The organism is Phenylobacterium sp. (genome assembly GCF_044358365.1).
Classification (GTDB): Bacteria; Pseudomonadota; Alphaproteobacteria; order Caulobacterales; family Caulobacteraceae; genus Phenylobacterium.
Genome location: NZ_JBIKNZ010000090.1, coordinates 1 through 11,877, shown reverse-complemented (window position 1 = coordinate 11,877; position 11,877 = coordinate 1). Strand labels below are relative to the sequence as shown.

The following is an 11,877-nucleotide window of genomic DNA, read 5'->3' as shown; positions in this document are numbered from 1 at the left end:
CTACAACTGGCATCGGCCACACGGCGGGATTAAGTCCCAGACACCCATCAGCCGACTCGGCCTCGACGCGGACAACCTATTGAGGCTCCACATCTAGCCCCCGATCCCACGCCCATCCGGAAACCTGGAGCCAGACCCTTGGCTGATACGCCTACGCCCAAGTACGCCACCCGCGCCGAGGCGATCGCCGCCCTGACCGCGCCAGGGCAGTTTTACGAACTCGAGCAGATGATGATCCGGGGCCGGTCGCTACGGGTGTTCAAGAATGCGCCGGCCTCGCTGCGTGAACTCTTTGCCGATGCGGTCAGCGACAAGACCTTCATCGTCTACGAGACTGACCGGCTGACCTTCGCCGAGGCCTGGGCCAAGGCCGGTCGCATCGGCGGCCTGCTGGTCAAGGACTACGGCGTCCAGCCCGGCGACCGGGTGGCCATTTCGATGCGCAACTATCCGGAGTGGATCCTGGCCTTCATGGCGGTGACCTCCATCGGCGCCATCGCGGTGGCCATGAACGCGCTCTGGCAGCCGGACGAGATGGCCTACGGCCTCAGCGACAGTGGCGCCAAGGTGCTGTTCGCGGACCAGGAGCGGCTGGATCGCCTGGCCCAGGTCGCAAAGCCCGTCGACGTGAAGGTGATCGCGGTGCGGGCCACAGAGTCGGTCGGGTCCGCGGATCTGAACACCCTGCTCGCGGCTGCCGGCGACGTCGACATGCCACCCGCCAGCATCGCGCCTGACGACGACGCCATGATCTTCTACACCTCCGGGTCGACCGGCCACCCGAAGGGCGTGATCTCGACCCATCGCAACGTCCTTTCGGCGCTGTTCTCCTGGGAGCTGGATCTGGTGGTCGGCGCAGAGCTGGCCGGGATTGCACCTGAACCGCCGGTCGTTCAGCCGGCCGGTCTGCTGGCCGTGCCTCTGTTCCACGTCACCGGCGCAAATGCGATCTTCCTGCAGGCCTATCGCGCCCAGCGGAAACTCGTCTGCATGTACCGTTGGGACCCGGAACGGGCGGCGGAGTTGATCGAGGTCGAGAAGATCTCCTCCTTCACCGCGCCCGCCGCCATGACCGGCGATCTGGTGCGGGCGGCCAGGCTCACGTCGCGTGATCTAAGCAGCCTGCTTACCGTTGGCGGCGGCGGCGCGCCGCGCGCGCCGGAACAGGTCAAGCAGATCGAGGGCGCGTTCGGCAAGGCCTTGCCGAATACCGGCTGGGGCATGACCGAGACCAACGCCATCGGTACGGGGATCGGTGGGCCGGACTACCTGGAGCGTCCGGCCAGTTCCGGGCGCTGCTCGGCAGTGCTGGATCTCAAGATCGTCGACGAGCAGGGACACAGCCTTCCGGCCAGCGAACGCGGCGAGCTGCTTGTGCGCGGCACCTCGGTCTTCTTCGGCTACTGGAACCGGCCTGACGTCAACGCCAACCTGTTCGAGGATGGCTGGTTCCGGACCGGCGATCTGGCCTATCTGGATGACGAGGGCTTCCTGTTCATCGTCGACCGCATCAAGGACCTGATCATCCGGGGCGGCGAGAACATCGGCTGCGGCCAGGTCGAGGCGGCCCTGCTGCTGCACCCGGACGTCCACGAAGCCGCCGTCTACGCCGTGCCGGACGAAAGGCTGGGCGAGGAGGTCGGCGCCACGGTCCACGGCGCGCCTGGTCTGGATCCCGAAGCGCTGCGCACCTTCCTGCAGGCGCATCTGGCCCGGTTCGAGGTCCCCCGCTACATCCTGCTCGCCGACCAGCCCCTGCCCCGCACCGCGTCCGGCAAGATTCTGAAACGAGATCTGCGGGAAGCGGCGCTCAAGGACCTGGGCGTGGCGGCCGGCTGACGGCGACGCCCACCGCTACTTGCCCTGCGCCGTAGCCAGACTTTCGCGATAGGCGTCGGCCTGGGTCAGGAGGCGGAGCAAGTTGCCGCTCCAGATCTTCTGCAGGTCGACTTCGGAATAGCCGGCGGCGCGCAGCCGCGCGGTGATCTTGGGCAGGTCGGCCACGCTTTCCATGCCCTTGACCCCGCCGCCGCCGTCCCAGTCCGCGCCCAGCCCGACGTGATCCGGCCCGACCAGCTTCAGCACATGCAGCAGGTTCGCCATCACGTCCTCGAACGAGGCGCGCCAGTTCGGATAGGCCGTGTCGAGATCCGCGATCTCCTTCGACAGCGCCGTCCGCTCCGCCGAGGTCAACTGGGACCACTTGGCCAGCCGGGCCCGCAAGGCGCCCTGCTTTGTCCGGAACTCCGGCGTCGTAGTGGTGGGGGCCACATAGAGCGAGTTGATCTGGATAACGCCGCCGGACGCCGCCACCTTCTTCAGGCGCTCGTCGTCCAGATTGCGCGGGTGGGCGAAGACAGCCTTGGCGCCGTGGTGGGACAGGATGATCGGCGTCCTGGACTGGGCGACAAGCTGGTCGATCACATCGTCCGAGGCGTGCGAACCATCGACGATGATGCCAAGGCGATTGGCTTCCTCCAGCCAGGCCTGACCGAGCGGGCTCAGCCCGTTCCAGCGTTTGACGGGATCGGTGGCGCTGTCGCCGAACTGGTTGTTGAGCGTGTGGACCGGGCTCGCCATGCGCACGCCCAGCCCATAGAAGGTCTTCAGCAGGCTGATGTCCTCGCCCAACGGATAGCTATTCTCGATGCTCTGGTAGACGATGATCTTTCCGGCGGCCGCGATGGGCGCGGCCTCATCGGCCTTGGTGGCCAGGACGAAAGTCTGCGGGTTCGCCGCCACCATTTCGCAGATCTTCACCGCCCGACCGATGGCGGTGTCGCGAGAGGCCGCTTAGCCGGCTGCGGTCAACGGCCCCTGCGGCGTGAAGATCACCCAGAAGCCGCCGTCCAGTCCGCCCGCCCGCATACGCGGCACGTCGATCTGGGAGAACGGGCCCTGCTCGGGATGGGCGCGCATTATGTCGAAGCCGCCGCGTTCCAGATTGGCGGGCGTGTCCAGGTGGGTGTCGAGTGTCACCAGCCGCGCATGCAGCCTAGCATCCGACGACGATACGGCCTGGGCCATCGCCGCAGACAAGGACATCACCACAAGACCGGCCAACAGGCCCACCACTGGTCGCAACCGCATCATGATCCCGGATACTGTCCGGCAAGATCCGGAGTCCTTATGCAGATCACCCGGCGCCGCCAAGATCAAGGCGTCACAGGCCATTGGTCCCTTGATCTCTGCAGATGCCTGCTCAGCAGGCGGTCAGAAGTTCAGGGCAAGACCAACCCGCACCGTACGCCCGGGTGACGGCGCGATGTCTTTCAGGAATGAGGCGTGCTCACGCACCACCTGATCCGTCAGATTCCGGCCTTCGAGGAACACCCGCAGGTCGCGGTCCTCCACGGGCTTGTAGCTGATCCGGGCGTTGACAACGGTGTAGCCCCGGGTCGGCAGTTCGAACGTGGTCACGCGATCCTGTTCACCCACGCGGCGAACCTCAAGCTGGCCATCGTATCGCGGGCTGGCCCAGACAAGACGACCGGTGAAGGACCAGGGCGGTATGCGGGCGATCGCCGCGCCGTTGGTCTTGCCATGGACATAGTCATAGGCGGCCTCAAGCGACAGGCTGCGCCCGGCGCCTTGCCAGATCGCGTAGGATCCTTCGATCTCGCCACCGTAGAAGGTCGCGTCGGACTGGGTGAACAGGAACACCGGTAGTTCGCCATCCGGGTCAATCACCCCCGCGTCATCGACCATATCCCCGGTGGGCGCCTGTTCGATGAAGCCGTTGTAGCGCGCCCGATAGACATGGGCCTCGGCGCGGGCCCGATCGTTCTCCCATCGTGCCGTCAGCTCAAGTGACGTGACTTTCTCGGACCGGAACGTCGGGTCACCGACCTCATAGGCTCCGGTGCCCGCGTGCGGGCCATCGGCAAAGAGCTCGAACTCGGTGGGGGCCCGGCTGCTGCGCGCCGCGCTGAGGCTGAGGAAAGTGTCTGTCGTCGGCCGCCAGAACACCGCGCCGGACGCCGAGACGTTCGTAAAGCTTGGGTTGGCGTCGGCGCTCGCCCAGTTCAGGCCGTTGGCCCGCGCTGCTGGACTGGTGGGTCGTCCGACGAGCGAAGCGTCCAGCCTGCGCCGATCCAGTCGCAGGCCGCCCTCCAGGCCCCAGCTTTCGAGATCGAGGCGCTGGAGCGTGAACACACCCAGTTCGTCAATCTGTACCGGCGGAATGAAGGCCTCGTCTCCGATTGCTTCAAGGTCCCGCAGCAGTCCCTGGAATCCGACCGCGCCCTGCCATCCGTCGCGCTCGCGCTGCACCAGTTCCACGCGACCTTCAGCGCCTTCTGACCGGAAGACCGTGCCCACCGCGCGGCTCGCGACCTCCACCTCGGCGTGTTTGTAGTCGGCATAGCCGACGGAGAACCGCGCCCGATCAAACAGGCCAAGTTCGATACCCCGCTCGCCCCGGAAATCCACGCGGGTCTGTTTCAGGTCAATGTAGACCGGGCCTTCCTCCGGCGGGGTTGTGAAGACGATCTGGGGAAAGGGCACGCCGTACCGGGTCTCGGTGCGCTTGACCGACAGACCGATGTAGCCGTCGGACCCGATCCAGGAGGCGCCGACGCCATAGGCCTCCAGGCTGACGTCGGAGTTCAGCACCCTGTCGCCAGGCAGCGGCGTCTCGCCAGTTGCATCCGTCAGGATATCCGACACGGCGCGACCGCCCGCCTCATAGTCCTGGCTCCTGCGCTTGACCGCATCCAGCACAACCACCCAGGGGCCCTTGCCGGCCTTGAGGTTGGCCGAGGCTGCATAGCTGTCGTCGGCCGTTCCGTAGGAGGCCGAGAGGTGGCCTTCGGGTCCGTCCTTCGCCGCCGACGAGGGCACCCTGTCATCGATGATATTGACCACGCCACCGATGGCCGAGCCGCCATAGGCCAGGGTCGCCGGGCCGCGAAACACCTCGATCCGGGTGGCCTCGCTGGGCTCCGATGCCACGGCGTGGTCAGGCGAGAGTGAGCTGGCGTCGACCAGGCCCACGCCGTTCTGCAGCACCTGAACGCGGGGTCCCGACAGACCGCGAATGATCGGGCGGCTGGCTCCGGGGCCATAGAAAGTGGAGCGCAATCCGGGCATGCCGTTGAGAGTATCGCCGAGGCCCACGGCAGGCGCGGCCTGCAGTTGCGCGCGGTTGACGATGTTGACGCTGGTGGTGGTGGAATCCAGCGAGACCGCATAGGGGGCGCCCGTGACGACCACTTCCGACACCTCGTTGAGCGGCTTTTCCTCTGCCAGCGCAGGCGCGGTCGCCAGCGTGGACGCGCTGACAGCCGACAACAGACAGATCTTCAGATTCATGAGGGTCACCGCAACAGACTGATCGGTTACGGGTATATGTTATATCATAACAAAAACAAACCCGGAATCGCAGGCGCCGGTCAGCCCGGCGTCAAGGCGCGCCGAAGAGCTGCCGAGAGGGCTTCGAGTTCGCCGTCGGTCACCGTGCGAAGATCCAGCAGAACCCGGTCCCGCTCGATCCGGCCGACCACCGATACCGGCCCTGTGCGCAGTCGGCGCGCCAGAGCCTCCGCGTTCATCGCCGGCGTCTGAACGCTGAGCGCGTAGCCCGGCAGGGCGTGCATCGGCATGGCCCCGCCGCCCGCATAACTCCGGGTTTCGATCACCTCGGTCTGGAGGTCGCCAACGTCGCGCACCATCGCGGCCAGCATCTCGGCCCGCGCCCGGATCACGTCGCCCGGCTGGGTCAGCATCCGCAACACCGGCACCCGCAGGGTGGGATCGGAAGGTGCGCGATAGAGGCGCAGCGTCGCCGCCAGCGCCGCCAGTGACAGCTTGTCGAGCCGAAGCGCGCGCGCCAGCGGGTGGCGGGCCAGGGTCTCGACCAGCTCACGAGGTCCGGCAATGATTCCGGCCTGAGGCCCGCCCATCAGCTTGTCGCCGCTGAAGATCACCAGATCAGCGCCCGCCTTCACACTCTCCTGTACCCGCGGCTCTCCCTCGATCCCGTAAGGCGCCAGGTCGATAAGGGCGCCGCCCCCGAGATCCTCCACCAACAACAGGCCCCGCGCATGGGCGAAGGCGGCCAGCGCCTCCAGCGACGGCGCGCTGGTGAAGCCGGTGATCCGGTAGTTGCTGGGGTGCGTGCGCAGGATCACCCGAGCCTCGGGGTGGTCGGCCACTGCCTGTTCGTAGTCCCGCAGATGGGTGCGGTTTGTGGTCCCGATCTCGACCAGCCGCGCGCCACTCTGGGCCACGATGTCCGGCACCCGGAAGCCGCCGCCGATCTCGACCATCTCGCCCCGCGACACGATCACAGGTGTCCCGGCGGCCAGCGCCGCCAGCGCCAGCACCACGGCGCCGGCGCAATTGTTGACCGCAAGGCCGGCCGCAGCCCCGGTTGCGCCGGCGATCAGCGCCTCCAGATGATCATGTCGCGAGGCGCGCCGCCCGCTCTCAAGGTCTAGCTCCAGATTGCCGTATCCCGCGGCGAGCGTCATGGCGGCTACAGCCTCTGGCGCCAGCGGCGCACGGCCGAGGTTGGTGTGGATAACCACGCCGGTGGCGTTGACCACCCCGAACAGCGTCTCGCGGGCGGTGTCGACCAGCCGCCGCTCCACCTCGTCCAGCAGGGAGGCCACGGTCGGGATCAGGGGAGCATCGCTCAGCAGGCGTTCGCGAACATCGGCCAGCGCCGCACGCACTGTCCGGGTGACTGCGGCGTCGCCAAACCGCTTGCCCAGCTCCAGGGCCACCGGATCAGCGCAGATCGCGCCCACCGCCGGCAGACGCCGACGCGGATCCTGATGAACGGGCTTGGGGGCCTGGCGGGCGACGGGTCTGTCTCCTGTAAGATATTGTTGTAGCGAGCCGGCGGCCGCCCGGGCAAGGGACCGCCGATAACTCGGCCGTTTGAACCGGCCTCCCGGAGCCTTACTGTCGAACCTCCTGATCGTCACCAGCCCGGGGGAGACGTACATTCCGACTGCATCCCTGACCCTGGGCGTCATCGGCCACGTCAACCACGGCAAGACCGCCCTGGTGCGCGCAATGACGGGAATCGAGACTGATCGGCTGCCGGAGGAGCAGGCGCGGGGCCTGTCGATCACGCCGGGGTTCGCCTGGCGCGGCTATCCATCGGGCGAGATCGACGTCATCGATTCCCCCGGCCATGAGGATTTCATCCGGGCGATGGTCGCGGGCATGACCGGCGTCCGCGCTGTCCTGCTGGTGGTGTCGGCGACCGAGGGGTTCGGCCGGCAGACACGGGAGCATCTGCAGATCGCCGCGCTTCTGGGTCTCAGGGTCGGCCTGGTCGCGGTGACCAAGGCAGATCTCGCGTCGCCGGATCTGCAGGCCGAGCGGCGCGCGGACATGCAGGCGACGCTGGCCGGAACCTTCCTGGCCGGGGCGCCGGTGGTCTTCTGCTCGGCCCTGACCGGGCAGGGCCTGGACCAACTCCACGCGGCGATTGACGCCCTCCGCTCCACAGCGCCGCCGCCGACCGCCCTGCCCGGCGCCTTCCTGCCCATCGACCGCGCCTTCACGGTTCCCGGCGCCGGCGTGGTCGTGACCGGCGTGCTTCAGGGCCAGCCCTTGACGCCGGACATGCGGATGGTGCTGGAACCGTCCGGCCGCAGCGTCAGCCTGCGCCAGGTTCAGGTTCATGGCCGGACCGTCGAAGCCGCCCCGCCCGGCGGACGGGTCGCGGTAGGTCTGCGCGGCGTCACGCTGGACGAGGTCCGGGCCGGCGACGTGCTGTGTTCGCCGGGCCATTTCACCGCCACCAGCCAGGTCGATGTGCGACTGACGCTGGACGCAGGTGCGCCCCGCCCGCTGAAACACCTCGATCAGGTCAGGTTCATGTGGGGCGCGCGGCAGGATGTCGCCTCGGTACGGCTGATGGGCGCCGGGGTCATCAAGCCAGGCGCGGACGACTTCGCCCAGCTTCGATTTGCATCGCCCGTGATCGCCTACGCGGGCCAGCGCGGCGTGCTGCGGCGCCTGTCACCGGCGGCGACGATCGGCGGCGTCATTGTCCTGGACCCTGATCCGCCGGTCTATCGGGGGCGGCCCGGCCTGCGCCGCGCCGTGCTGGAGGCCGCAACGACCGGCGACATCCAGGAAATAGCCGGCCAGCTGGCGGCGCGGGATGGCGGCACACTCGCGATGGCTGAGCTGACCCGGCTTGGGCGGTGCGACGCGCCGGCGGCACAGCTGAACCTCGCTCTTGATTATCAGGATCTGGGCGACGGCCGCTTCGCGGCACGTGACGCCCTGGCGGCTGCGCGCACCGCGTACCTCGACCTTCTGGCTGCCGCCCATCGGGCCACGCCCACCCGCCGGATGGCAGCCGTGGGCGATATCCGGGGTGCGTTCGCCCGGCACACCGCCCGGGACATTATCAGCGCCGTCGAACGCGCGCTCGCCGCCGAGGGGGCCATCCGCCTTGACGCTGGACGGGTGGCCCTTAACGGACACGATCCTCTGGCCACGCTTTCGCCCGGGGCCCTGAGCCAACTGGACGATCTGGAGGTCGCCCTGCGCGAGGGCGGCCTGACCCCACCCGACCCTGCAAGCCTGACCGGCGGTGATCCGGGCCTGGCCGACCTGCTCCAGCTACTGGTCGAGGACGGCCGGGCGATCTCCCTGCGCAATGTGTCGCTGCGCCAGACCCTGGTGTTTCATCCCGTCAGCCTCGACGAGGCCGTCGCCACGCTGGGCTCCGCCTTCCCGCCGCCCCTGGCCTTCACGACCGGCGAGGCCCGCGCGGCGCTGGGCACCAGCCGCAAGTTCATCGTGCCGGTGCTGGAGTATCTGGACGAGATGGGACGGACGACGCGGGAAGGGGATGTGCGCAGGGTCGTGGAAGCGTAGGCACGGAATTGCAGTCACGGTGGCGCCGAAAGGCGCTCAAGCAGGGTTCCCACTTGAGTGGAACGTCCAATATGATTAAATCCTACTGAGGCGAGGGCTATCCATGCGATCAACCCAACAGTTCAGCGTAACCCTTCCCCATGAGATGGCGGCAGACGTCAGGGCCAAGGTCGCGTCCGGCGACTACGCCAGTGAGAGCGAGGTCATCCGTGAGGGGCTTCGCGCGCTCCAGGCGCGCGACCGCGCCATCGAAGCCTGGCTGAAAACCGACGTGGTCCAGGCCTATGACGCCATGGCCGCGGATCCTGGCCGTGGCTTGTCGCTCCGGGAGGTGCGGGCGCATCTGGCGCAGGAGCATGATCGCGCGGCCCCAAAAGCCTGATGGCGGACTACCGCATAGTCGTTTCTCCCGAGGCTGATGCTCAACTGATCGCGCTCTACAGATACATTGCTGTTGAAGCATCGCCGCGCACAGCTGAGCGGTTCGTCGGCAAAATCCTGGATCAATGTGAAAAGTTGAGCCGGTTCCCTGAACGCGGTGCACCGCGAAACGACATTCGACCGAGTCTTCGAACCCTGGCGTTTCGGGGAGTCGTGATCGCCTTTGCGGTTGGCGAGGGTTTGGTGACGATTGTCGGTGTTTTCAATGGTGGGCAGGATTTCGAGAGTATGCTGACAGGTAACCCGCAGCCGTGAGGCAAGAGTACGCCACCAGAAAGTCGTTCGCGTCCCGGCGCATCCCGTCCTACTGTCATCTCGTCTGGAGGTGACTGGAGTCTGGTGGCTTCCCTGGTCTTCAAAACCAGTGACACGTCCAAAAGGCGTGTGGTGGGTTCGATTCCCATCCATCTCCGCCAAGCCTGTGATGAGATCCGTTCGATGACCGTGCCCTGCCCGCCTTTCGCCCTGACCGACCGCGCCGGCCAGACCCGGCGGTTCCCGACGGCGCGGCCAAGCCTGATCGCCTTCATCAAGGAGGATTGCCACACCTGCAATCTGGCGGCGCCGCTGCTGCAGGCGTTTCACCTGGCGTGGGGTGAGGCCGCCGACGTGCTGGTGCTGGGCCAGTCGAGCGAGGGCAACGATATCCTGCAGGATCGCCACGGCTTCACCCTGCCGTTCCTGGACGACAGCGCGTGCAAGACCTCCTTCGCCTGGGATTTCGAGATTGTTCCGGCGGTCTACTGGATCGGCGCCGATGGCGTGGTGAAGACCAAGCTGGAAGGATTTGTACGGGAGGAGTGGCAGGCGCTGGACCGCCAGATCGCCGCCGATCTCGACGCCGCCCCCGCCGTCATCGCCTGGGCGGACCTGCCGGACTGGCGGCCCGGCTGCGGTTCCAAGCACCTGGACCCGGAGATCCATGACAAGCTACAGGCCGAGGCCGACGACAGCCCGATCCGGGCGCGGCGGATCGAAATCGCCACCGCTGACGACATCGCCGAGTTCATGTTCGACCAGGGCTTCAGCGACGGCCTGCCGCTGATCCCGCCCACGGCCGAGCGGGTGATCCGCATGCTGGCGGGCACACCGCGCGCGCCGCAGGATATCGTGGCCGTTGTACCGCCCAACATGGCGCCGGTGACGGTGGAGAAGATCGCCATCAACGCCGTGATGGCGGGTTGCAAGCCCGAGTACCTGCCGGTGGTGATCGCCGCCGTCGAGGCCGTCTGCACTGACGAGTTCAACATGCATGGCGTGACCGCCACCACCATGGGCGCCTCGCCGGTGCTGGTGGTCAATGGCCCGATCCGTGAACGCATCGGCATGAACATGAGGCTGGGAGCGCTGGGGCCGGGCAGCCGCGCCAACGCCACCATTGGCCGGGCGCTCAGGCTGGTGGTGCGCAATGTCGGCGGCGCACAGCCGGGAGGCGTGGACCGCTCCACGCTCAGCAATCCGATGAAGTTCACCATGTGCTTCCCGGAGTGGGAGGAGGGCTCGCCCTGGGATCCGCTGCATGTGGAGCGCGGCTTCAAGGCCGAGGACTCGGTGGTCACCGCCTTCGCCATGACCAGCGGCCCGGTCCAGATCGTGGATCAGGAGTCCCGCGGACCCGACCAGATGGGCGGCACGCTGGGCCTGGGGCTGGAGAGCATGTTCCTGTCCAAGATCCGGCGGATGCACACCGACGCCCTGCTGGTGGTCTGTCCCGAACATGTCGCCACCCTGACCAGCGAGGGACCCTACTCCAAGGCGCGTCTGCGAGAACGCATCCAGGCAGTGACGACGCGACCCATGCGCGAGATGGTGGCCAACGAGATCTCGGGCGCCGGCATTACCCAGGCCATGGCCGCGAAGATGACGGACGCGCAGCTCGACACGCCGGTCTCCAAGTTCGCCAGCGACGCCTACATCCACATCGTGGTGGCGGGGTCAGACGCCGGAAAGTTCTCGGCCGCCTTCCACGGCTGGGTCACCGGACCGATGGGATCGATCAGCGTTTCCCGCAAAATCGAATACTGATAGCCTCAGGACTGAACCAGGGAGGATGTCGATGACGACCATTCTGGACCCGACCGATGAGCGGGTCCCCGTCGAGCGCCAGATCACCGCGCGAACGGGCGATATCACCGGTGTGATCGGGCTGCTGGATATCGCCAAGCCCCGCGGCAACATCCTGCTGGACGAGCTGGAAGTGCTGATGGCAGCCCGGTATCCGAAGGTGGAGATCAAGCGCTATGCCAAGCCCACCTTCACCAAGCCCTGCCCGTCGGACCTGCGCCTGAAGATCAAGGCCGAGTGCGCGGTTCTGGTGGAAGGCCTGGCCGATTGAGGATCATGCACGACGTGCAGTCTGCACGACACTGTGTGGTTCGAGATCCAGGGACTTCCGGCGGTGACCATCGCCTCCAGCGAATTTGGCCAGGCCGCCGAGGTTCAGCGCAAGGCGCTGGGCATGGAGGGCGCGCGCTATGTGCTGGTGGACCATCCGATCCAGGACGCCACTGACGACGAGATGCGCGGCAAGGCCCGCGCGGTGCTGGAACAGGTAATCGCGGCGCTGACGGTCTAGGACGCCGGGCT

General features: G+C 67.2%; 8 protein-coding genes, 1 tRNA gene and 1 pseudogene. 7 read left to right on the top strand and 3 right to left on the bottom strand.

Translation table 11 applies throughout. The features are described 5' to 3' along the window. Positions 1–138: 138 nt before the first annotated feature. Entirely contained in the window at positions 139–1,839 is a 1,701-nt protein-coding gene (locus ACIQ3B_RS16750) for a class I adenylate-forming enzyme family protein (RefSeq protein ID WP_397404594.1), read from the top strand. Positions 1,840–1,854: 15 nt separating this feature from the next. On the opposite strand, the pseudogene ACIQ3B_RS16745 reads toward ACIQ3B_RS16750, so the two are convergent. From ACIQ3B_RS16745 to selA, 3 genes and pseudogenes are all read right to left on the bottom strand, one after another. Continuing rightward, positions 1,855–3,027, bottom strand: a pseudogene (locus ACIQ3B_RS16745) (dipeptidase). A 186-nt stretch (positions 3,028–3,213) separates the two neighbouring features. Beyond that, positions 3,214–5,313, bottom strand: coding sequence for a TonB-dependent receptor (locus ACIQ3B_RS16740; protein WP_397404592.1), 2,100 nt, complete (start codon positions 5,311–5,313; stop codon positions 3,214–3,216). Positions 5,314–5,393: 80 nt separating this feature from the next. Next, on the bottom strand, positions 5,394–6,953 hold the full coding sequence (gene selA, locus ACIQ3B_RS16735; RefSeq protein ID WP_397404590.1) for an L-seryl-tRNA(Sec) selenium transferase: 1,560 nt from the start codon (positions 6,951–6,953) through the stop codon (positions 5,394–5,396). On the opposite strand from selA, the gene ACIQ3B_RS16730 reads away from it, so the two are divergent. From ACIQ3B_RS16730 to ACIQ3B_RS16705, 6 genes are all read left to right on the top strand, one after another. Then, the gene (locus tag ACIQ3B_RS16730) at positions 6,886–8,850 is read left to right on the top strand and encodes a SelB C-terminal domain-containing protein (protein ID WP_397404588.1); all 1,965 of its coding nucleotides are present in this window, start codon (positions 6,886–6,888) and stop codon (positions 8,848–8,850) included. The two genes, selA and ACIQ3B_RS16730, sit on opposite strands and share 68 nt — an antisense overlap. 103 nt (positions 8,851–8,953) lie before the next feature. Beyond that, a complete protein-coding gene (locus ACIQ3B_RS16725; protein WP_397404586.1) occupies positions 8,954–9,232 on the top strand; it encodes a type II toxin-antitoxin system ParD family antitoxin in 279 nt (92 codons plus the stop codon). Then, positions 9,232–9,546, top strand: coding sequence for a type II toxin-antitoxin system RelE/ParE family toxin (locus tag ACIQ3B_RS16720; protein WP_397404584.1), 315 nt, complete (start codon positions 9,232–9,234; stop codon positions 9,544–9,546). Before ACIQ3B_RS16725 ends, ACIQ3B_RS16720 begins: the two co-directional genes overlap by 1 nt. Before the next feature lie 66 nt (positions 9,547–9,612). Continuing rightward, a tRNA-Sec gene (locus tag ACIQ3B_RS16715) sits at positions 9,613–9,707 on the top strand. Positions 9,708–9,729: 22 nt separating this feature from the next. Beyond that, positions 9,730–11,316, top strand: coding sequence for a peroxiredoxin family protein (locus ACIQ3B_RS16710; protein WP_397404582.1), 1,587 nt, complete (start codon positions 9,730–9,732; stop codon positions 11,314–11,316). Between the two features lie 31 nt (positions 11,317–11,347). Next, on the top strand, positions 11,348–11,866 hold the full coding sequence (locus ACIQ3B_RS16705) for a UGSC family (seleno)protein (RefSeq protein ID WP_397404580.1): 519 nt from the start codon (positions 11,348–11,350) through the stop codon (positions 11,864–11,866). The last annotated feature ends 11 nt before the right edge of the window (positions 11,867–11,877 follow it).